Source organism: Arthrobacter koreensis, from assembly GCF_009193255.1.
Taxonomy (GTDB): Bacteria; Actinomycetota; Actinomycetes; order Actinomycetales; family Micrococcaceae; genus Arthrobacter_B; species Arthrobacter_B koreensis.
Window position 1 is genome coordinate 229,653 of the sequence record NZ_WACG01000002.1, and the last position, 22,326, is coordinate 251,978.

Annotated in this window: 17 protein-coding genes, 1 tRNA gene and 1 pseudogene; 15 read left to right on the top strand and 4 right to left on the bottom strand. The window is 66.3% G+C overall.

What is annotated here, in order from left to right:
- From GD628_RS08055 to pyk, 10 genes are all read left to right on the top strand, one after another.
- Complete coding sequence (locus tag GD628_RS08055; protein WP_091605279.1) at positions 1-1,581, top strand: anthranilate synthase component I; 1,581 nt, start codon at positions 1-3, stop codon at positions 1,579-1,581.
- A 1-nt stretch (position 1,582) separates the two neighbouring features.
- Positions 1,583-2,200: a Trp biosynthesis-associated membrane protein gene (locus GD628_RS08060; RefSeq protein ID WP_152274371.1), complete on the top strand. Its 618-nt coding sequence runs from the start codon at positions 1,583-1,585 to the stop codon at positions 2,198-2,200.
- Positions 2,201-2,299: 99 nt separating this feature from the next.
- Positions 2,300-2,590, top strand: a complete 291-nt coding sequence (locus tag GD628_RS08065; protein WP_226802417.1) for an HGxxPAAW family protein — start codon at positions 2,300-2,302, stop codon at positions 2,588-2,590.
- Positions 2,591-3,424, top strand: a complete 834-nt coding sequence (trpC, locus tag GD628_RS08070) for an indole-3-glycerol phosphate synthase TrpC (RefSeq protein ID WP_091605273.1) — start codon at positions 2,591-2,593, stop codon at positions 3,422-3,424.
- Between the two features lie 73 nt (positions 3,425-3,497).
- Positions 3,498-4,853, top strand: a complete 1,356-nt coding sequence (gene trpB / locus GD628_RS08075; RefSeq protein ID WP_226802422.1) for a tryptophan synthase subunit beta — start codon at positions 3,498-3,500, stop codon at positions 4,851-4,853.
- On the top strand, positions 4,850-5,650 hold the full coding sequence (gene trpA / locus GD628_RS08080) for a tryptophan synthase subunit alpha (RefSeq protein WP_152274372.1): 801 nt from the start codon (positions 4,850-4,852) through the stop codon (positions 5,648-5,650). Before trpB ends, trpA begins: the two co-directional genes overlap by 4 nt.
- Positions 5,651-5,652: 2 nt before the next feature.
- Entirely contained in the window at positions 5,653-6,705 is a 1,053-nt protein-coding gene (gene lgt, locus GD628_RS08085; protein ID WP_091605268.1) for a prolipoprotein diacylglyceryl transferase, read from the top strand.
- Between the two features lie 256 nt (positions 6,706-6,961).
- Positions 6,962-11,548, top strand: a complete 4,587-nt coding sequence (gene gltB, locus GD628_RS08090) for a glutamate synthase large subunit (protein ID WP_152274373.1) — start codon at positions 6,962-6,964, stop codon at positions 11,546-11,548.
- On the top strand, positions 11,541-12,998 hold the full coding sequence (locus GD628_RS08095; RefSeq protein WP_152274374.1) for a glutamate synthase subunit beta: 1,458 nt from the start codon (positions 11,541-11,543) through the stop codon (positions 12,996-12,998). The genes gltB and GD628_RS08095 overlap by 8 nt, the downstream gene beginning before the upstream one ends.
- 108 nt (positions 12,999-13,106) lie before the next feature.
- Complete coding sequence (gene pyk / locus GD628_RS08100) at positions 13,107-14,618, top strand: pyruvate kinase (protein WP_091605259.1); 1,512 nt, start codon at positions 13,107-13,109, stop codon at positions 14,616-14,618.
- Between the two features lie 85 nt (positions 14,619-14,703).
- Here the strand turns inward: pyk and GD628_RS08105 are convergent, their stop codons facing one another.
- A complete protein-coding gene (locus tag GD628_RS08105; protein WP_152274375.1) occupies positions 14,704-15,309 on the bottom strand; it encodes an ANTAR domain-containing response regulator in 606 nt (201 codons plus the stop codon).
- Positions 15,310-15,439: 130 nt separating this feature from the next.
- Here GD628_RS08105 and GD628_RS08110 point away from each other — a divergent pair.
- Positions 15,440-15,524, top strand: a tRNA-Leu gene (locus GD628_RS08110).
- Between the two features lie 56 nt (positions 15,525-15,580).
- Here GD628_RS08110 and GD628_RS08115 read toward each other — a convergent pair.
- A pseudogene (locus tag GD628_RS08115) lies at positions 15,581-16,792 on the bottom strand (MFS transporter); the annotation flags it as partial.
- Between the two features lie 165 nt (positions 16,793-16,957).
- Between GD628_RS08115 and GD628_RS08120 the strand changes: the two are divergent.
- The gene (locus GD628_RS08120) at positions 16,958-17,908 is read left to right on the top strand and encodes a zinc-binding dehydrogenase (protein WP_091605254.1); all 951 of its coding nucleotides are present in this window, start codon (positions 16,958-16,960) and stop codon (positions 17,906-17,908) included.
- A gap of 11 nt (positions 17,909-17,919) precedes the next feature.
- On the opposite strand, the gene GD628_RS08125 is transcribed toward GD628_RS08120, so the two are convergent.
- Positions 17,920-18,858: a 5'-3' exonuclease gene (locus tag GD628_RS08125; protein WP_152274376.1), complete on the bottom strand. Its 939-nt coding sequence runs from the start codon at positions 18,856-18,858 to the stop codon at positions 17,920-17,922.
- A gap of 87 nt (positions 18,859-18,945) precedes the next feature.
- Here GD628_RS08125 and GD628_RS08130 point away from each other — a divergent pair, with 87 nt between their 5' ends.
- Together GD628_RS08130 and GD628_RS08135 are read left to right on the top strand one after the other, a co-directional pair.
- A complete protein-coding gene (locus GD628_RS08130; protein WP_152274377.1) occupies positions 18,946-19,914 on the top strand; it encodes a bile acid:sodium symporter family protein in 969 nt (322 codons plus the stop codon).
- A 94-nt stretch (positions 19,915-20,008) separates the two neighbouring features.
- The gene (locus GD628_RS08135) at positions 20,009-20,833 is read left to right on the top strand and encodes an SDR family NAD(P)-dependent oxidoreductase (protein ID WP_152274378.1); all 825 of its coding nucleotides are present in this window, start codon (positions 20,009-20,011) and stop codon (positions 20,831-20,833) included.
- A 9-nt stretch (positions 20,834-20,842) separates the two neighbouring features.
- On the opposite strand, the gene GD628_RS08140 is transcribed toward GD628_RS08135, so the two are convergent.
- Positions 20,843-21,673, bottom strand: coding sequence for a polysaccharide deacetylase family protein (locus GD628_RS08140; RefSeq protein WP_226802430.1), 831 nt, complete (start codon positions 21,671-21,673; stop codon positions 20,843-20,845).
- A 136-nt stretch (positions 21,674-21,809) separates the two neighbouring features.
- Between GD628_RS08140 and GD628_RS08145 the strand changes: the two genes are divergently transcribed.
- Positions 21,810-22,289: an NUDIX hydrolase gene (locus tag GD628_RS08145; protein WP_152274379.1), complete on the top strand. Its 480-nt coding sequence runs from the start codon at positions 21,810-21,812 to the stop codon at positions 22,287-22,289.
- The last annotated feature ends 37 nt before the right edge of the window (positions 22,290-22,326 follow it).

Genomic DNA, 22,326 nt, shown 5'->3' on the forward strand with positions numbered 1-22,326 from the left:
ATGCAGGATCTAGGTGTTATCTCCCCCTCCCTGGAGGAATTCCGGGCGCTGGCTGCTGACCGGCGCGTTGTCCCGGTCCGGCTGAAAGTGCTGGCCGATGCGCACACGCCCATTGGCATCTACCGGAAGCTCACCGGCGGTGAGCCCGGCACCTTCCTGATGGAGTCCGCCGCCACCGGCGGTGTCTGGTCCCGCTACTCCTTTATCGGTGCCCGTTCCCGTGCCACCCTGACCACCCGTGACGGTGCAGCCTGCTGGCTGGGCGAGCCGCCCGCCGGGGTGCCCGTGGACGGGAACCCGGTCGAGGCGATGGCCGCGACCCTGCAGCTGCTGGCCACCGACCGGTTCGAAGGCCTGCCGCCGTTTACCTCCGGCCTGGTCGGTTTTGTCGGCTGGGAATCGGTACGCCACTGGGAGAAGCTGACGTCGCCGCCCGTGGATGACCTGGACCTGCCGGAAATCGCCATGAACCTGGTCTCGGACATGGCCATCCACGACAACTCGGACGGCACGGTGCTGCTGGTGGCCAACGCCATCAACTTCGACGGTTCGGACGAACGTGTGGACGATGCCTGGCAGGACGCCGTCGCGCGGCTGCACAGCATGCTGGACCGCCTCGCAGCGCACTCGCCCCAGGCCGTCACGGTGCTCGACGGCGGCACGGTGGACGTCAGCGCGCTGACTGCCGGGGTCAAGGAATCCTGGCCCAAGCCCGAATACCTGCAGGCGGTTGAACGCGGCAAGGAAGCCATCGTGGACGGGGAGGTGTTCCAGGTGGTCATCTCCCGGCGGTTTGAAATGGACTGCCGGGCCGAGGCCCTGGATGTGTACCGGGTGCTGCGCAACACCAACCCCAGCCCGTACATGTACCTGTTCAACTTCGAGGATTCCCGGGGCAACCCGTTCGCCGTCGTCGGCTCCTCGCCCGAGGCACTGGTGACCGTGACCGGCAGTGAAGTCATTACCCACCCCATTGCCGGATCGCGGCCGCGCGGAAAAACGCAGGAACTGGACCGCGCGCTGGCTGAGGAACTGCTGGCCGACGAGAAGGAACGGGCCGAACACCTGATGCTCGTGGACCTGGCCCGCAACGACCTCTCCAAGGTCTGCCGCCCGGGCAGCGTGGACGTCACCCAGTTCATGGAAGTGGAGCGTTTCAGCCACATCATGCATCTGGTGTCCACGGTGGTCGGCGAGCTCTCGCCGCAGCACTCCGCCTATGACGTGCTCTCCGCCACCTTCCCGGCCGGCACGCTCTCCGGGGCGCCGAAGCCGCGCGCACTGCGCCTGCTGGACGAGCTTGAACCCCACCGGCGCGGCATCTACGGCGGCGTGGTGGGCTACCTGGACTTCGCCGGGGACATGGACATGGCCATCGCCATCCGCTCCGCGCTGCTGCGCGACGGGAAGGCCTATGTGCAGGCCGGCGGCGGAATCGTCGCGGACTCGGACCTCGAGGCCGAGGCGCAGGAAACGGTCAACAAGGCCGCAGCACCGCTGCGCGCCGCGCTGATCGCCGGGGGACTGGAGCCGGTGACTCCCACGGTCGCCAGGCAGATCTTCAACAGACAGGACAACTGAAGTGAGCACCAAACCGGCCGCCGCCCCGCGCTGGCGGCGCAAGTCAACGGTGGTTCTGGGCACTGTCCTGCTGGGCGCGGCGGCGTTCGGCACCACCACCCAGACGTGGCTTGACGTCGTCCTCCCGCAGGCCGCCGTGGAAACTCCTGACATTGCCGTCAGCGGCAGCGACGCGGCCACCGCCGTCACCGCCTTTGCCGTCGTCGCGCTGGCCGCAGCACTGGCAGCCTCCATCGCCGGGAAGGTGGCCCGCTGGGTCATCGCCGCCGTGCTGCTGATTGCCGGCGTCGGCATCACTGCGGCCAGCGTCTCCGTGATTGCGGACCCCGCCCAGGGTGCCGCCGGAGCCGTGGGCAAGGCCATCGGCGTGAGCAACAGTGCAGGCGCTGACATCACGCTCACTGCCATGCCGTACCTGGCCGCGGCAGCCGGTGTGCTCATCGCGCTGGCGGCCGTGTGGCTGGCAGTCGCGGCCAGGACCTGGGCTGTCTCCCGACGCTACGCAGCACAGCCGGCCACCGGCGCTGCCGTGAAGGAGAAGTCCACGCAGCCGCCGATCGACGAGATCGACAGCTGGGACCGCCTGACCAAAGGTGAAGACCCCACCAACTTCCGCTGAGCGGAGCCTGGGCCGCGCAGCACGCGGCGCAACAAGTACGAGAGTTTCTGCCAGCTAATGGCAGAATGGATGCCAGACCCGTTTACGAGGAGATTTACCATGAGCACAAACGCCGTTCACCAGCAGGACACCAAGCCCGAGAACGACGCCGAGGTACACGCCAGCATCCATGACGAGACCATCGGCCACGGCAACACCCCGGCCGCCTGGACCTGCGTACTGATCATGATGGCCGGTGCCCTGGTTTCCAGTATCGGCTTCGTCATCGCCAGCTGGCTCTGGTTCAACATCGGCCTCGGCGTCATGGTGGTCGGCCTGATCGTAGGCTTCGCCATGCGCAAGGCCGGCTACGGCGTCGGCGGCTCGAAGCTGAAGAACAGCGGACACTAAGTGTCAGTTCTCGACGACATCATTGCCGGTGTCCGCGAGGACATGGCCCAGCGGCAGCATGAGATGCCGCTGGAAAAGGTGCAGGAGCGCGCCGCCCAGGCCGCTCCTGCACTTGATGCCTATGCTGCCCTGGGCGGCAACGACAACCCCCGCGCCTCGCTGCGCGTGATCTCCGAGGTCAAGCGGTCCAGCCCCTCCAAAGGTGCCCTCGCCGACATCGCGGACCCCGCGGACCTGGCCCGGCGCTACGAACAGGGCGGCGCGTCGGTCATCAGCGTCCTCACGGAGGCGCGCCGCTTCAAGGGTTCCCTGGCGGACCTCGACGCCGTCCGTGCCGCCGTCAGCATTCCGGTGCTGCGCAAGGACTTCACCGTGGATCCCTACCAAATCTGGGAAGCCCGGGCCCACGGCGCGGACCTGGTGCTGCTCATCGTGGCAGCCCTAAATGACGAGGACCTGCGTTCCTTCCTGGACCTGACCCACGAACTGGGCATGAACGCCCTGGTCGAGGCGCACACGGCCGAGGAAATCCAGCGGGCCGGTGCAGCCGGAGCCCGGATCATCGGCGTGAACGTCCGCAACCTGAAGACCCTCGACGTGGACCGGTCCGTCTTCGCCGCGCTTTCCGAATCCATCCCCGCCGGTGCGGTAGTGGTGGCGGAATCCGGTGTACGGGACGCAGCCGACGTCGCGCACTACGCAGCTCACGGCGCCAACGCGGTACTCGTGGGCGAAGCGCTCGTGAAGCACAATGACCCCGCAGCCACCATCGCGGAGTTCATGGAAACCGGAGCCGGGGCTATCGCCGACCGGCTGCAGGCCAGCGGACGCTGAGGACTTACTTTCGACAAACTTTCCGTAAACCGCCCTCAGCGGCCCACGGACTAGAGCAGGACAGGACAGCTCCATGACCGGGATCCCGGAAAACAGCACTCCCGCCGCCGCGGCAGGCACGCCAGAACAAACCGTGGACGGGCAGGTGACGGACTCTTTCCTGGCAGGCGGGGAGTCCCTGCGCCACGCCGCCGGACCCTACTTTGGTGCCTACGGCGGCCGCTGGATGCCCGAATCCCTCATCGCAGCCCTGGATGAGCTGACGGAAACGTTCGAAAAGGCAAAGGCAGACCCTGAGTTCACCGCCCAGATCGCCGAGCTGAACAAGAACTACTCCGGCCGTCCCTCCCTGCTCACCGAAGCCGCGCGTTTCGCCGAGCACGCCGGCGGTGTGCGTATCTTCCTCAAGCGTGAAGACCTGAACCACACCGGCTCGCACAAGATCAACAACGTCCTGGGCCAGGCACTGCTCGCCAAGCGCATGGGCAAGACGCGCATCATCGCCGAAACCGGTGCCGGCCAGCACGGCGTGGCCAGCGCCACCGCAGCTGCCCTGCTGGGCCTCGAATGCGTGGTCTACATGGGAGCGGAGGACTGCCGGCGGCAGGCCCTGAACGTTGCCCGCATGGAACTGCTGGGCGCCACGGTCATTCCGGTGACCAATGGTTCCCAGACCCTCAAGGACGCCATCAACGAAGCCCTGCGCGACTGGGTGGCCAACGTTTCCACCACGCACTACCTGCTGGGCACCGCGGCCGGCGCCCACCCGTTCCCCGCCATGGTCCGCTACTTCCACGAGGTCATCGGCGAGGAAGCGCGCGCTCAGATGCTGGAGCAGACCGGGAAACTGCCCGACGCCGTCTGCGCCTGCGTCGGCGGAGGATCGAACGCGATCGGCATCTTCCACGGCTTCCTGGATGACCCGTCCGTTGCGATCTACGGCTTCGAAGCCGGCGGCGACGGTGTGGATACCCCGCGCCACGCGGCCACCATCACCCTGGGCCGCCCCGGTGTGCTGCACGGCGCCCGCACCTACCTGATGCAGGACGAAGACGGCCAGACCATCGAATCCCATTCGATTTCCGCAGGGCTGGATTATCCCGGCGTTGGACCGGAGCACGCCTACCTCGCGGACATCGGACGGGTTTCCTACGAACCGGTCACCGACTCCGAGGCCATGGAGGCCTTCAAGCTGCTCTGCCGAACCGAAGGCATCATCCCGGCCATCGAGTCATCGCACGCCCTGGCCGGCGCCATCAAGGTGGGCCAGCGGCTGGCCGCCGAAGACGGCGACGCTTCGGAGAAGATCGTGCTGGTCAATCTCTCGGGCCGTGGCGACAAGGACGTAGCCACCGCCGCCGAATGGTTCAACCTGCTGGATGAGAAGTCAGCTGAAGCCGAAATCGGCAAAGAAGGAGAACAGCTGTGAGCGTCTCGACCGCCAGCAAGTCCGCCGCCGCAATCGACCGGGCACGCGCCGACGGCCGCGCCGCCCTGGTGGGCTACCTTCCGGCAGGCTTCCCGTCCGTCCAGGAGACCATCGCTGCCGGCATCGAACTGGCACGCGGGGGAGCGGACCTCATTGAAATCGGTATTCCCTACTCGGATCCCGTCATGGACGGTTCCGTCATCCAGGCGGCCACCAGCCAGGCCCTGGAAGGCGGTTTCCGGGTCCAGGAAGTGTTCGACGTCGTCGCCGGCATCACCGCCGAGACCGACGCCGCGGTGCTGGTCATGACCTACTGGAACCCCGTCATGCGCATGGGTGTGGACGAGTTTGCCCGCCGGCTTGCGGAAGCCGGGGGAGCCGGACTGATCACGCCGGACCTCATTCCGGACGAAGCCGGCGAATGGATCGAAGCGTCTGACACCTATGGCCTGGACCGGGTGTTCCTGGTGGCGCCGTCCTCCACAGCTGACCGCATGAAGGCCACCGTCGAAGCCAGCCGCGGCTTTGTCTACGCCGTCTCGATCATGGGCGTGACCGGCACCCGCAACCAGGTGTCCGACGCCGCCGAAGGAGTTGTTCGTGCCGCCCGCGCCGCAGGCGCCGAACGTGTCTGCGTGGGCCTTGGCGTTTCCACCGCCGGCCACGTGCGCGAGATCGGCTCCTATGCCGACGGCGTCATCGTCGGAACCGCGCTGGTCGCTGCCCTCCGCGACGGCGGACCGGCCGCCGTCGGTGAGCTGACCCGCGAACTCAGTACCGGAACACGAAAGAACTGACCATGCCGATGTCCCTGGCGGTTCCGGCCGCAATCCCGAGCCCGCCCGCCGAGTTCAGCAGCTTCTCGCTGGGGCCGCTGACCATCCATGCGTACGCGCTGTGCATCCTGGCCGGAATCATCCTGGCCCTGTGGATGACGTCCGTCCGCTGGAAGCGGCGGGGGCTGCCGCCGGACTCCGTCTGGGACATCGCCATCTGGGCCATACCGTTCGGCATCATCGGCGGGCGGCTGTACCACGTCATCTCCTCGCCTGACGCCTACTTTGGTCCCAACGGAAACCTGGCCCTGATCCCGCAGATCTGGCTGGGCGGCCTGGGAATCTGGGGCGCGATCGCCCTTGGGGCGGTCGGCGCCTGGATCGGCTGCCGCCGGGCGGGAATCAAACTCTCCACCTTTGCCGATGTCGCAGCGCCCGGCGTGCTCCTTGCCCAGGCCGTGGGTCGCTGGGGCAACTGGTTCAACCAGGAACTCTTCGGCGGTCCCACGGACGCGCCGTGGGGCCTGGCGATTGACCCCAACAACACAAACTTCCCCGACGGCGCGGCACCGGGGACCCTGTTCCATCCCACGTTCCTCTATGAATCGCTGTGGAACCTCGCGGGCGTCGCCCTGCTGCTGGTGCTGGACCGCCGCTTCAGGCTGCGCGGCGGACGCCTGTTCTGGCTCTACGCCGCGTTCTACACCGCCGGGCGAGTCTGGATCGAAATGCTGCGCATTGACGATGCGGAAATGATCACCATCCTGGGCATCACGCAGCGCCTGAACGTCTGGACTTCCATCCTGATCTTCCTGGTGTCGATCGGCATGTTCACCTACCTCAGCGTGCGGGCCCGCAAGCAGCCCGAACCGTCCCTGATGCTGCCCGGACACACCCCTGCAGGCCGTGAAACTGCTGGCCGCGGTAACAATTCCGCGGTTGATAACAAGAGCGAAACAGATTCCCCGAATGTGAATTCTGGATCACAAACGCATGACACGCGTGCTACTGTCGCAGAGACAAAAAATGAGGCAGCCAAGCCTCAGCGGCCCGAAGACTCGGGCCCAGCCAACTAGGACCGTGCAGCGCGGGTTACCACCCGCCGCCGGTCCGGATGCCACACCGCGGTGGCGGCTAGCGGTAACCGTGCCGGGGACAACCCCGGCAGGACACCGGACGGTTCCTTCGATTGTGAGCCGGCCCCATCCCAGCATGCAGGGCTTTCACACCTAAGCGACCGTAAAATCATCCAACACACCGGACGGTAGATGCCGGCCGTGTGGGGCCAACGTCGTCCCCTCCCAACGCTCAACAGGGGGAAGGACTTACCCTATGACTGACGCAACGTCCCCGCAGGCCGCCCAGGTGGTGTCTCCGTTCCAGCGGTTCGCGGCCTACCCGGAAGATTCAGGCCTGTACCGCGCCGAGAACGAGAAGGACGCGTGCGGCCTGGCCGTCATCGCCACGCTCCGCGGCGAGCCCGGGCATGACATCGTTGACGCGGCGCTCACTGCACTGCGCAACCTCGAACACCGCGGCGCAGTAGGCGCTGACGAAGGCACCGGCGACGGAGCCGGCATCCTCACCCAGGTTCCCGACGAATTCTTCCGCGCCGTCGCCGGCTTCGAGCTTCCCGCTCCCGGCGGGTACGCCGTTGGCACGGCTTTCCTTCCCACCGAAGACCGCGAGCAGGAAACAGCCCGTGCCGGCGTCGAGGCAATCGCCGAGTCCGAGGGACTGAGAGTTCTTGGCTGGCGCGAGGTGCCCGTCGTTGCCGACCTGGTGGGCGCCATGTCACGGGCGTGCATGCCGTATTTCGTCCAGGTATTCCTTGCCCCGGAAGACGGGGACTGCACGGACCTCGACGCGCGTGCCTTCCGCGTGCGGAAGCGGTCCCAGAACAAGTTCGGTGTGTACTTCCCGTCCCTGTCCTCCAAGACCATGGTCTACAAGGGCATGGTTACTACGGCCCAGCTGGAGCCGTTCTTCCCGGACCTCTCCGATCCGCGGTTCAAGACCAAGCTCGGCATTGTGCACTCGCGCTTCTCCACCAACACGTTCCCCTCCTGGCCCCTGGCCCAGCCGTTCCGCACCATTGCGCACAACGGCGAAATCAACACGGTCAAGGGCAACCGCAACTGGATGCGCGCCCGCCAGTCCCAGCTCAAGAGTCCGCTGCTGGGGGACACACCCGAGGAACTGTTCCCGATCTGCACCCCCGGTGCGTCCGACTCGGCGTCCTTCGATGAGGTTGCCGAACTGCTGATGCTTTCCGGGCGCCCGATCACCCACGCGGTGATGATGATGATCCCCGAAGCCTGGGAAAACCACGCGACCATGGATCCCGCCCGCCGCGCCTTTTACCAGTACCACTCAATGCTCATGGAGCCGTGGGACGGTCCGGCGGCCGTTTCCTTCACCGACGGAGACCAGGTTGGCGCCGTGCTGGACCGCAACGGCCTGCGTCCTGCGCGGTACTGGATCACCGAGGACGGCCTGGTAGTCCTGGCGTCCGAGGTTGGCGTGGTGGACATCGATCCGGCCAGGGTGGTCCGCAAGGGCCGCGTCTCGCCGGGCAAGATGTTCCTGGTGGATACCGCCGAAGGGCGCCTGGTGGAGGACTCGGAAATCAAGGCCGAGATCGCCGCCGCCAATCCCTGGGCCGAATGGGTCCGGGAGAACCAGGTTTCCCTGGAAGAGCTGCCCGAGCGTGAGCACGTGCTGCACACCAAGGCTTCCATCAACCGCCGCCAGCGCACCTTCGGCTACACCCAGGAAGAACTGCGCATCCTGCTCGGCCCCATGGCCCGCAGCGGTGCCGAACCACTGGGCGCCATGGGCTCGGATACTCCCATCGCGGTGCTCTCGAAGCGGCCCCGGCTCCTCTTCGACTACTTTGTGCAGTCCTTCGCGCAGGTCACGAACCCTCCGCTGGATGCCATCCGCGAAGAACTCGTCACCTCGCTGCAGAGCTCGATTGGGCCGAACGGCAACCTGCTGGCCCTGGGCCAGGTAAAAACCCACCAGATCGCCCTGAAGTTCCCGGTGATCAACAATGACGAGCTCGCCAAGATCGCCAACCTCAGGAACGAGGACGGCGAGAAGGTTGCCTTGAAGGTCCGCGGGCTTTACCGGCCCGACGGCGGTGAATCGGAGCTGCGCGCACGCATCAGCGAGATCTGTGAAAAGGTCTCCGGTGCAGTGAACCGCGGGGTGCAGTACATTGTGCTCTCCGATCGCGACTCGAACGCCCAGTGGGCGCCTATCCCTTCCCTTCTGCTGCTTTCAGCAGTGCATCACCACCTGCTCAAGAGCGCCAACCGCACCAAGATCTCCCTGCTCGTGGAAGCCGGCGACGTCCGCGAGGTCCACCACGTAGCAGTGCTGATCGGCTACGGCGCCTCCGCCGTGAACCCGTACCTGGCCATGGAAAGCTGCGAGGAACTGGTCCGCAACGGCGACATCACGGGCGTCACCCGGGAGCAGGCCGTCGCCAACCTGATCAAGGGCCTGGGCAAGGGCGTCCTGAAGATCATGTCCAAGATGGGCATCTCCACCGTGGCCTCCTACTGCGGCGCGCAGACGTTCGAAGCCATCGGCCTGGGCCAGGAACTGGTGGACGAGTTCTTCCACGGCACCCAGACCCAGCTTGGCGGCGTCGGACTGGACGTGATCGCGGCCGAAGCCGCGGCACGCCACACCTCCGCCTACCCTGCCGACGAAATCGAGGAACCGCACCGCAGCCTCGAAAACGGCGGCGAGTACCAGTGGCGCCGCGAAGGCCCGCCGCACCTGTTCAACCCGGAAACCGTTTTCCGCCTGCAGCACTCCACCCGGGAGCGCCGCTACGACGTCTTCAAGGCGTACACGCAGGGCGTGGATGACCAGGCGAAGAACCTGATGACCCTCCGCGGACTGCTGGACTTCAGGATCGGCGAGCGGCCGGCGGTCCCGCTGGAGGACGTCGAGCCGGTCTCCAGCATCGTGAAGCGCTTCTCCACGGGAGCCATGAGCTACGGCTCCATCTCCAAGGAAGCTCACGAGACACTGGCGATCGCCATGAACCGGCTGGGTGCCAAGTCCAACACCGGCGAGGGCGGGGAAGACGTGGACCGGCTGCTCGACCCCGAGCGCCGTTCCGCCATCAAGCAGGTTGCGTCCGGCCGCTTCGGCGTTACCAGCCTGTACCTGACCAACGCGGATGACCTGCAGATCAAGATGGCCCAGGGCGCCAAGCCCGGCGAAGGCGGCCAGCTGATGGCGCAGAAGGTCTACCCGTGGGTTGCCAGCACCCGGCACTCTACGCCCGGCGTCGGCCTGATCTCACCGCCGCCGCACCATGACATCTACTCGATCGAGGACCTCGCCCAGCTTATCTATGACCTGAAGCGGGCCAACCCATCCGCACGGGTCCACGTGAAGCTGGTCTCCGAGGCCGGGATCGGCACCGTGGCAGCCGGCGTGACCAAGGCCAAGGCCGACGTCGTGCTGGTCTCCGGCCACGACGGCGGCACCGGCGCTTCGCCGCTGAACTCGCTGAAGCATGCGGGTGCGCCCTGGGAACTCGGCCTGGCCGAAACCCAGCAGACCCTGATGCTCAACGGACTGCGCGACCGCGTGGTGGTCCAGGTGGACGGACAGCTCAAGACGGGACGCGACGTCGTCATTGCAGCCCTGCTCGGCGGTGAGGAGTTCGGCTTTGCCACCGCGCCGCTGGTGGTCTCCGGCTGCATCATGATGCGCGTCTGCCACCTGGACACCTGCCCGGTAGGCGTCGCCACGCAGAACCCCGAACTGCGTTCCCGCTTCACCGGCAAGCCGGAGTTCGTAGTCAACTTCTTCGAGTTCCTGGCCGAGGAAGTACGCGAGCTGCTCGCCGAACTGGGCTTCCGCAGCCTGGAAGAGGCGATCGGGCACAGCGAAATGCTGGACACCCGCGCTGCCGTAGACCACTGGAAAGCGGACGGCCTGGACCTTGAACCGATCCTGCGCGGCCACGAAGTGGATCCAGGTGCGCCGCTGCGCAGCCTGGTTCCGCAGAACCACGAACTGGACGCGCACTTCGACAACAAGCTGATCGAGATGAGCGCCGACGCACTGTCCAGCCGCCAGCCGGTGCGGATCGCGCTGGACGTGGTGAACACGGACCGTTCCGTGGGCACCATGCTCGGCCATACGGTCACCAGGACGTTCGGCACGGACGTCCTGGCCACGGACACCATCGACATCACCCTCACGGGACAGGCCGGCCAGTCCCTGGGTGCCTTCCTGCCGGCCGGAATCACCCTCCGGCTGTACGGCGACTCCAATGACTACGTCGGCAAGGGACTCTCCGGCGGGCGCATCATTGTCCGTCCGGACCGCGGCAACGTCTTCCCGGCGGAACGCAACGTCATTGCCGGCAACGTGATTGGCTACGGTGCCACCAGCGGCGAGATGTTCCTCCGCGGCCAGGTGGGCGAACGGTTCATGGTCCGCAACTCCGGTGCCACTGCCGTCGTGGAAGGCATCGGTGACCACGGCTGCGAATACATGACCGGCGGACAGACCCTGATCCTGGGCTCTACCGGCCGCAACTTCGGAGCCGGCATGTCCGGTGGCACCGCCTTCGTGGTGGACCTGGAACCGGCACGGGTGAACAAGGACGCCCTGGACAACGGCGAACTGCTGCTGCTGCAGCCGGACGCCGAGGATGCGGACATCATCCGCGGCCTGCTGGTTCAACACGCGGAAGAAACCGGATCCCCTCTAGCGGCCAGCCTGCTGGAGGACTTCGAGACCACGGTTTCCCGCATCACCAAGGTACTGCCGCGGGATTACGCAGCCGTGCTAGACGCCCGTGCTTCCGCGGCCGAGGCGGGGTTGGACCCCGACGGCGCCGAAGCATGGACCAAGATTCTGGAGGTAACCGGTGGCTGACCCACGCGGATTTTTGAAGGTACGGGAGCGCGAAACACAGCCCCGCCGGCCCGTTTCAGTTCGCATCATGGACTACAAGGAAGTCTATGAACGCCAGGAAAAGGGCGTGCTCCAGGAACAGGCGGGCCGCTGCATGGACTGCGGCATCCCGTTCTGCCACCAGGGCTGCCCGCTGGGAAACCTCATCCCGGAGTGGAACGACCTCACGTGGCGGGACAAGGGGCAGGAAGCGATCGAGCGGCTCCACGCCACGAACAACTTCCCCGAGTTCACCGGCCGGCTCTGCCCTGCGCCGTGCGAAGCGTCCTGCGTGCTGGGCATCAACCAGCCGCCGGTGACCATCAAGCAGGTTGAGGTCTCCATCATCGACCAGGCGTTCGACGAGAACTGGGTCCAACCGCACGCCCCGGAACGGCTGACGGACAAGACGATCGCCGTCGTTGGTTCCGGCCCGGCCGGGCTCGCAGCCGCGCAGCAGCTCACCCGTGCCGGCCACACCGTTGCCGTCTACGAGCGGGATGACAAGATTGGCGGGCTTCTCCGCTATGGAATCCCGGACTTCAAGATGGAAAAGATGCAGGTGGACCGCCGCCTGGAGCAGATGCGCGCCGAAGGCACCCGGTTCCGTACCGGCGTCGAGGTGGGCAAGGACATTTCCTGGGAGCAGCTGCGCCGCCGGTACGACGCCGTCATCATCGCCACCGGTGCCACGGTCCCGCGAGACCTGCCCATTCCCGGCCGTGAACTCTCCGGCGTCCATTTCGCCATGGACTACCTGGTGCAGTCCAACCGCGCGGTTGCAGGCGAGAAGGTCAAGAACCAGATCAGCGCCGAAGGCAAGCACGTAGTGATCCTCGGCGGCGGTGACACCGGTGCGGACTGCATCGGCACCGCGCACCGGCAGCAGGCTGCATCCGTTACCACCCTGGCAATCGGCAAGCAGCCTCCGGCGGAGCGGGCGGCCCACCAGCCCTGGCCCATGTTCCCGACGCTCTTCGAAGTCGCCAGCGCTCACGAGGAAGGCGGAGAGCGGACGTACCTCGCCTCCACCGTCGAATTCGTGGGGGAGGGCGGGAAGCTTACCGGCGTCAAGGTCGCCGAAACCGAGTTCGTGGACGGCAGGCGCCTGCCGAAGGCCGGAACCGAGCGGATCATCCCGGCTGACCTCGTCTTCCTCTCCCTGGGCTTCACCGGCCCGGAACCGGCAGGACTGGCGGAACAGGTGAACACCGAGTTCGACGAACGCTCCAACGTCAAGCGGGACGGCTACTACATGACCGCCACGCCCGGGGTGTTCGCGGCCGGAGATGCCGGGCGCGGGCAGTCACTCATTGTCTGGGCCATCGCCGAGGGCCGCGCCTGCGCTGCGGCCGTCGACAAGTGGCTGGAGGGCTCCACCAGGCTGCCGGCCCCCGTCGCTCCCAGCGACCGGGCTATCGCACCGTTGTAGTAAACCAAGCGCAAAGGCGCCGGACACTTTCGTCCGGCGCCTTTGCTGCAGGCCGTCCAGGAGGGTCCCGGACTGCATAAAGCCACTCAGGAGACTAGGCTAGGAAATATGAGACGCGCAAAGATCGTTGCAACTTTTGGTCCTGCCATAGCCAGTTACGAAAACACCGTAGCCGTGCTTCGTGCGGGTGTAGACGTAGCCCGCATGAACATGAGCCACGGTGACCATTCGGTCCACAACAACACGTACGAGAACGTGCGCCGGGCCTCCGAGGAACTCGGCAAGCCCGTCGGCATCTTCGCCGATCTCCAGGGTCCCAAGATCCGCCTGGGACGGTTCACGGACGGACCGCATTACCTGAACCGCGGTGACGAGTTCACCATCACCATCGAAGACGTTCCGGGCACCGCTTCACTGTGCTCGACGACGTACAAGGGCCTGCCCGGAGACGTCAACGTAGGCGACATCCTCCTGATCGACGACGGCAAGGTCGGCCTGCGTGCCACGGCCGTCGACGACACCAAGGTCGTCACCGAAGTCACCGTTCCCGGACCGGTTTCCAACAACAAGGGCATCAACCTCCCCGGCGTTGCCGTGAACGTCCCGGCCATGAGCGACAAGGACGAGGAAGACCTCCGCTGGGCGATCCGCCGCGGCGTGGACATGGTTGCCCTCTCCTTCGTGCGCAACGCCGTCGACGTGGCACGCGTCCACGAAATCATGGACGAGGAAGGCCGCCGCATCCCGGTCATCGCCAAGATCGAAAAGCCGCAGGCCGTAGCCGCCATCGAAGAGATCATCGACGCGTTCGACGCCATCATGGTTGCCCGCGGCGACCTCGGTGTGGAGCTGCCGCTCGAAGATGTGCCGCTGGTCCAGAAGAACGCCATCGAACTGGCACGCCGCTGGGCCAAGCCTGTCATCGTGGCCACCCAGGTCCTCGAATCCATGATCGAGAGCCCGCGCCCCACCCGCGCCGAAGCGTCCGACTGCGCCAACGCTGTCCTGGACGGTGCCGACGCCGTCATGCTTTCCGGGGAGACGTCCGTGGGTAAGTACCCGATTGACACCGTCAAGACGATGGCCCGCATCATCGAGTCCACTGAGGAGCACGGCCTGAACCGCGTGCCCCCGCTGGGCAGCAAGCCGCGTACCCGCGGCGGTGCCATCACCCGGGCCGCCGTCGAGATCGCGGACCAGCTGGACGCCGAGTGCATCTGCACCTTCACCCAGTCGGGCGACTCCGCACGCCGGCTTTCCCGCCTGCGCCCGAAGAAGCCGGTGTTTGCCTTCACCCCGGTCGAGTCGACGCTGAACTACATGTCCCTGTTCTGGGGCATCCAGCCGATGCTGGTTCCGTTCGTGGAGCATACGGACAAGATGACCCAGCAGGTTGACCAGACCCTCCTGGAAAAGGGGATCGTCCAGGAAGAGGCCATGGTGGTCATCGCCGCCGGTTCGCCTCCCGGACAGGCCGGCTCCACCAACCTGATCAAGGTGCACCGCGTCGGTGACGCTGCGGACACCGGGCAGCAGGGCGAGGGGCGGCGCCGTGAGAAGGAGAAGGTTGGTCCCTGGCCGGTCAAGGAAGCCAACAAGGGCAAGGCGAAGCCCATCTAGGACCCCGCAGTCCACGCAAAAGCCCCGCCGGGAATTATCCCGGCGGGGCTTTTGCGCGTCCTTACCGCCCAGGGCGGTCCGAAAACTAGTTGACCTGGTTGATGATGGTTTCTGCAACCTCGCGCATGCTCAGGCGGCGGTCCATGGACGTCTTCTGGATCCAGCGGAACGCCTCCGGCTCGGTGAGACCCATCTTGGTGGTTAGCAGCGACTTGGCGCGCTCCACCAGCTTGCGGGTGGCGAACTGCTCCTTGAGGTCGGTGACCTCGTTCTCCAGGGCCTTGATTTCTTCGTGGCGGGAAAGCGCAATTTCGATCGCCGGAATCAGGTCCGCAGGGGTGAAGGGCTTCACCACGTAGGCCATGGCACCGGCCTCGCGGGCGCGCTCCACAAGCTCCCTCTGGCTGAACGCGGTCAGGAGCACTACCGGAGCAATGCGGGCCTTTACGATCGCCTCGGCTGCGCTGATACCGTCCATGACGGGCATCTTCACGTCCATGAGCACCAGGTCCGGCTTCAGCTCGGTGGCCATCTGCACGGCTTTCTCGCCATTGTCCGCCTCGCCGACAACCTCGTAACCCTCGCCGGTGAGGATCTCAACGATGTCCAGGCGGATCAGCGTCTCGTCCTCCGCAACGAGGACGCGCCGCGCGGGAGTGTTGGACGGTACGGACTCGGATGACTCAGACACAGATGCTCCTTGGAAAGACGACGGCGCTACCGGTGGCTGCCGGTAGTTCACGAAAACAGCCTATCTGCATGTAGAGTGGTTTCGCGCCCAACACGGGGAATCAATCCGTTTGATCAACGTCACAGGGCCTGCCCGAATGGCGGAATTGGCAGACGCGCTGCACTCAAAATGCAGTATCGAAAGGTGTGTGGGTTCGAGTCCCACTTCGGGCACCAAAAACACTCCAGGCAATCACCACGGCCACCAGCGCCACAGCGGCGTAGCCAAGGCCGGAATAGCCCGCAGCGGCCAGTACCGGACCAGCCAGGGCACCGCCCAGGGCTCCCGCCGCATTCATCCCGAGATCCGAGATTCCCTGGACTGCCGGGCGCTCCTGCACATCCACGGAGTCCGAAAGCAGTGCCGACGCAGAGACAACGGAAGCGGACCATCCCAGTCCCAGCAGGATCAGGCTGAGCGTGACTGCGGCCGTGGACTCCGAAGCGGTCCCGGCGAGCAGCAGCGCACCCAGGAGCAGGAGCTGCCCCAGCAGGATGGTTTTCCGGCGCCCGGCACGGTCGGAGAACCAGCCGAAGACCGGCGAGAGCCCATACATCCCGGCAATGTGCAGGCTGATCGTGAACCCGACCACGCTGATGGCGGCACCGTGGCTGCTCAGGTGCACGGGCGTCATGGACATCAGGGCAACCATCACCGCATGGCTCAGCGCGATTGCCGCAACCGCATAGCGTGCCGCCGGGTTGCCGCGCAGTACGGCCGGGCCGGAACGCTTCGACACTGGTGCGGCACCGGAGGCTTCCGCCGCCGCGGCGCGAAGAGCCTTCACCGCCAGCAGCGGGTCCGGCCGCAGCCCGGCGAGGTACACGGCCGCCGCCGCCAGCTGGGCCGCGAGGGAAAAGACGAAGGCACCGGTCAGTGGTGGGAGGCCCAGAGCCGAACCCAGCGCTTCTCCCGGGCCGAAGAGGTTCGGGCCCAGAACGGCACCGATGGTCGTGGACCATAGGACGATGGACAGGTCCCTGCCGCGGGTCCCCGGCTCCGACAGATCCGCCGCGGCAAAGCGGGCCTGGAGGCTGACGGCGCTGCCTGCCCCGAGCAGGGCCAGGCCTGCCAGCAGCAGCGGAAAGAACCCCGCGACGGCTGATCCTACTGCAGTGACTGCACCGGCCGCGGAGACCAGGGCGCCGGTGGACAGGGACGCCCGGCGTCCGTGTGCCTGCGCCAGCCGGGCCAGTGGAACCGCTGCCGCGGCCGCCCCCAGGGTGCTCATGGTCGCTGCCATCCCGGACCAGGCCGGGGAGCCGGACAGGGCCGCGGCCAGCAGGGCGCCCAGGGACAGCGTGGCTCCCATGCCGATTCCGCCCAGGACCTGCCCCGCCACCAGGACGCCGAGAACACGCCGCTGGGACGGAAGTACAGGAACCTGGAAACCGGACGCCGGCGTGCTGGGCTGTTCGTGCATTTGTCCCCGTCCGTGCGTCATTGTCTTCTCCGCAGGATATCCCGCGGCGGTTAGGAAGAACGGCACCGGCGTGCTGCTCTTCACAGCCGGAACTGCCTTGCCGGGCAGTTCGGCGGGCGTAGGGTGAAAATGTGGACGGCATCTTGATCAGGGCCTCCACTGAACCGAACGAAAAGGAGACGCCCCATGAAGGCATGGCAGTTCACCGGCACAAACAAGCCCCTGGAACTCAACGAAGTCCCCGAACCCCACGCCGGCCCCGGACAGGTGGTCGTCGAGGTGAAGGCAGCAGGCGTATGCCACTCCGATGTCACTGCCCTGGATGATCCGGGATGGATGCCCCTGTTCTTCGAACTCCCGCGCACCATGGGCCACGAAAACGCCGGTGTGATTACCGAGGTTGGCCCCGGCATGGAGCACTGGAAGGTCGGTGACCGGGTGGGTCTTGCCCCGGTCATGAGCGACGGCGACGCCCTGGGCTACGGCAAATGGGACGGCGGATTCGCGCCCAAGCTGGTTGCCACCGATGACAACCTGGTGAAGCTTCCGGACGAGGTTCCGTTCGACCTGGCGGCAATGGCAACCGATGCGGGCCTGACTGCGTACCACGCAATCATGGCAGTCGGCGGAGCCAAGGCCGGGATGAAGGTCGGCGTCATCGGTCTCGGCGGTCTCGGCTATATCGGTGCCCGCGTGGCTGTGCTCTCCGGCGCCGAGGTGTACGGTGCGGAGATTAACGCCGAAACCCGCAAACTCGCCGATGAGATCGGACTGGCCGGCGTAGCCGAGTCCATCACCGAGTTCAAAGACAAGGGACTGGACCTGATCGTGGACTACGCCGGTTTCGGTACCACCACGTCCCAGGCCATCGAAACCCTTGCCGAGTTCGGAACACTGGTCCAGGTGGGCATGGGACGGCTGGAAGCAACCATCAACACCTACCCGGTCATCATCAACCAGCTGAGCATCAAGGGCTCCAAGTCAGGCACCAAGGAAGACCTTGAAGCTCTCTACGAGTTGATGAAGTCCGGCAAACTGAACCCGCCGATGAACATCATTACCCACGCCGAGATTCCGGATGCGATCGACAAGCTGCGCGCCGGCGGCGTCATCGGACGCTTCATCGCGCAGTACTGAATGGCACTGTCCTAGGCGGCCGGGTCCAGGGCCTTCAGCAGGCGGCTGATGGAGCTGCCGAGGTTCCATTCCCCGGCCAGTTCCTCTAGCCGGGCCCGGGCATCTTTGCCGGGAAGCTGCAGCCGGGCACCGGCCTCCGCCAGAGACGGCACTTCGAGGCCGCGCACAATCCGCACGACGGTTGGCGCGGCCTCGAGGTATTCCCGGGCCCCGGCCAGTTTGGCCCGCACGGCGGAGGAGACACCGCCGTCGGCGTCCTGTGCGGCCTGGAGCAGTGACTCGAGGCTGCCGAACTCCGCGAGCAGGGAGGAGGCAGTCTTCTCCCCAATGCCGGAAACACCGGGCAGCCCGTCGGAGCTGTCGCCCCGCAGGGTCGCGTAGTCCGCGTACTGCTCCGGAAGCACGCGGTATTTGGCGACGACGGCGGCGTCGTCCATGATTTTCAGGTTCTTCATGCCGCCCGCGGTGTAGAGAACCCGTACGCCTGCCGCGTCGTCGATGACCTGGAAGAGGTCCCGGTCCCCGGTGACCACGTCCACAGGCATGGACGCCTGTGCCGCGTAGCTGCCGATCACGTCGTCCGCCTCGTGGTCCGCGACGCCGACGACGGCGATTCCAGCCAGGCTAAGGACCTCCCTGATGAGCGGAATCTGGGCCTCGAGCGCGCCGGGAACCTCCTCGATATCCGGCCCGTCCGCTACCGCGCGGGCAACCCGGTGTTCCTTGTAGGACGGAAGCAGGTCCACCCGCCACTTCGGACGCCAGTTCTCGTCCCAGCAGGCAACCACATGGGTGGGCTCGAACTCGCCGACGAGCCGGGCGATCATGTCCGCCAGTCCGCGCACCGCATTGACCGGCGTCCCGTCCGGGCGACGAAGTGAATCCGGGAGCCCGTAAAAGGCGCGGAAGTACAGCGAGGCCGTATCAAGGAGCATCAGGCGTTCAGGCATAACCGCATCCTGCCACGGATCGGCCCCTCATACCCGCGGCGGCGAGTCTTCCACCGCCAGGCAACGGGCTGTGCCAGCATATTGGCCATGCCCGGCAACCCGAAGACCGCCGTCCCGCAGCCAGTCCAGGCAGCTGAAGAGCGCAGTGCGCGCATAGCCGTAACGGTCTTTCCGCTGCTGATCCTCGCCGGGGGAGCGGTGGCCCTGGCTTTTCCGGATCCATTCACGTCACTTGCCCCGCTGATCAATCCCGGGCTCATGGTGATCATGTTCGGCATGGGCCTGACCCTGACCCTGCCGGACTTCGCCATGGTGGTCCGCCAGCCGCTGCCTGTGCTGCTGGGCGTGGTGGCGCAGTTCCTGGTCATGCCGCTGCTTGGCCTGGGCATCGCCTGGGCGCTGCGGCTTCCCCCTGAACTTGCTGCCGGCGTCATCCTGGTGGGGTGTGCACCGGGTGGTACTGCCTCCAACGTCGTGACGTACCTGGCCCGCGGAAACGTGGCCCTCTCGGTTGCCATGACCTCCGTCTCCACCCTGCTCGCGCCGCTGTTCACGCCGCTGCTGGCGCTGTGGCTCGCCGGGCGGTACATGGCGGTAGACGCCGGTTCAATGGCACTTTCGATCGTGCAGATTGTCCTGGTGCCGGTGCTGGTCGGCCTGCTGATCCGTTACCTCATGCCCCGGACCGTGGACCGGGTTCTTCCCGTCCTGCCCTGGGTTTCCGTCGCGGGGATTACCTTCGTGGTAGTGGCCGTGGTGGCCGGAAGTGCGGCAGCCATCCTGACCGCCGGGTGGCTGATTCTGCTGGCCGTCGTCCTCCACAACGGACTCGGGCTGGGACTTGGGTACGGTGCCGCACGCCTGTTTCGGCTTCCGGTGCCGTCCCGGCGCACCATGGGCGTTGAGGTGGGGATGCAGAACTCGGGTCTGGCAGCGGGACTCGCCCGGGAGTACTTCAGTCCGGAGGCAGCCCTCCCTGCGGCGGTGTTCTCGGTGTGGCACAACGTGTCCGGTGCGCTGATGGCTGCCTACTGGCGCCGCCGCCCGGCGTCGTAAGGCTGTGGGCGAAAAACCGGGCACCGGCTACCGGTGCCCGGCCGGACACCGCTAAGGTGAGCCAGTCCCGGCATTTCAACGAAAGCAGGCCCGTGTGGCTCCCAAGACCATCGTGATCACCGGCGCGTCCGACGGCGTGGGCGCGGCAGCCGCGCGGCGGCTCGCCGCGGACGGGCACCATGTTGTCCCGGTGGGGCGATCGCTAGAGAAGACCGCTGCAGTCGCCGAGGACATTGGCAGTGAATACTTCACCGCTGATTTTGCCGACCTCAGCCAGGTCCGCAGCCTCGCCTCCGACCTGCTGCAGCGTTATCCCCGGATCGATGTGCTGGCCAACAATGCCGGAGCCATCTTCGGGAAGGAGCGCCAGGTCACTGCTGACGGACACGAGATGACGTTCCAGGTGAACTATTTGGCCCCGTTCCTCCTGACCCGGCTGCTGACCAACCGCCTGCTCGACTCACGGGGAACCGTCATCAATACCTCCAGCGCAGCGAACCGGCTCTTCGCCAAGCTGGACATCACGGACCTGGAAGAGCAAAGGAACTACACCCCGCAGCGGGCCTACGGGAACTCGAAACTGGAGCAGATCCTCTTCACCGAGGAGTTTGACCGCCGCTACCGCGCCGCGGGGGCAACCTCCACGGCCTTCCACCCCGGAGTCATAGCGTCCGGTTTCTCCAGTGCCGAGGGATCCGCCATGCGCTCTGTCTACCAGGGAATCCTTGGCCGGTTCCTGCAGAGCCCGGAAAAGGGTGCACAGACCCTGGTGTTCCTCGCCGAGGGCACACCGGGTGCCGATTACCCTACCGGCAGGTATTTCGTGCGGTCCAAACCTGCACGGGCGAACAGGCTGGCAGGTGACCATGCACTGGCCCTGGACCTGTGGAACCGGTCCGTGGCCATGCTGGAGGGCTAGCCGGAGGCACTAGACGCCCAGGAAGTCCTCCAGCAGGATGACGTCCAGGCCGGCCGCCTGCTGGGCGGCGCGGAAGGCGTTCAGGTCCGCTGCGAATTCCGGCCGGAAGTGCATCAGGACAATGTCGCCGGGACGCAGGGCGGTGCCCACCTGGTACTGCATGGAGCCGGCACTGGCCTTGGCTTCCCAGGTAATGATGGCCTTCAAGCCGGCAGCCGCGGCAGCCTGCTGCATGGCGGCCGAGTACGCGCCGCCGGGCGGCCGGAACAGGGTGGGAACCCGGCCGAAATGCTCGGCCACGTAGTCCTGCATGCCCGCGATTTCCCCGTACAGCTGGTCGTAGCCCATCCGGTAGGCCATCTGCGTGTCATGGTGCAGGGTGTGGTTCTGGATCCGGGCGAAGGGAAACTGGGCGAAGTAAAGGGGATCGGCCTCCACGAACGTCCTGGCCAGGAAGATGGAAGCCGGATAGTTGTATTCCTTGACCAGCGCGAGGGCTTCGGGAGTACGGACCATGCCGTCGTCAATGGTCAGGAAGACCACCGGATGGTTGGTGGGTATCCGGCTGACCACCGGCGCGAAGCCATCCACCGCTGGCGGGAGCTGATAGTCCGGTACGTAGACGGGCGGAGCGGGCGGCGGGGGAGGCTCGACGGCGGCGGACGGCGGCTCGGGCGTGTTCGGGGCCGGGGAGGGTGCCTGCGGTGACGACGGACGGGGCGCCGGCGCCGCTTCCGTTCCGCTGCACGCCGTCAGTCCGGCCGCTGCCATGGCTCCGAAGGCTGCAAGCGCAGTCCGGCGGTTCACGAGGGGCGGGAGCTTCCCGGGATTCAGGGGCACCGCACCAGCGTAGGCATGTGCACCCATGTGAAACAGGGGGCTCGTGCCAAATGGCTGCGCCATGGTGCGAATGCCCCGCCCGGCCGGGGAGCTCCTAGACTGGTGTTCCTCGTAGGCAGGGAAAGGACACAGCAGCATGCGCACCAGTGCCGGGATCCTGCTGTACCGCGAGGACGGGGAGCGCGCTGCGGGTGACGAATGCGGCGTCGATGTGTGGATTGCCCATATGGGCGGGCCCTTCTGGGCCCGCCGTGATGAGCACGCCTGGTCCATACCCAAGGGTGAATTCACTCCTCCGGAGGATCCGCTCGCGGCAGCCCTCCGCGAGTTCGGGGAGGAAATGGGCTGGGCGGCTCCGGCGGCGGAATATGACCTGCTGGGCACCTTCCGGCAATCGTCGGCCAAGTCCGTCACGGTTTTCACGGCCGTCGCCGACTTCCCCGGCAGGGCCGTCCACAGCAACACCTTTGCCGTCGAGCTGCCCGCCGGATCGGGCAACGTCCGGGACTTCCCGGAAGTGGACCGGGCCGGGTGGTTTAGTATCCCTGAAGCCCGGCTCAAACTGGTTAAGGGCCAGGCTCAGGTCCTGGACGCCCTGCTGTCCCGGCTGCGCTGAACTTCCCCTCCTCGGTGCCGGGGCTGGTTCACTGCCG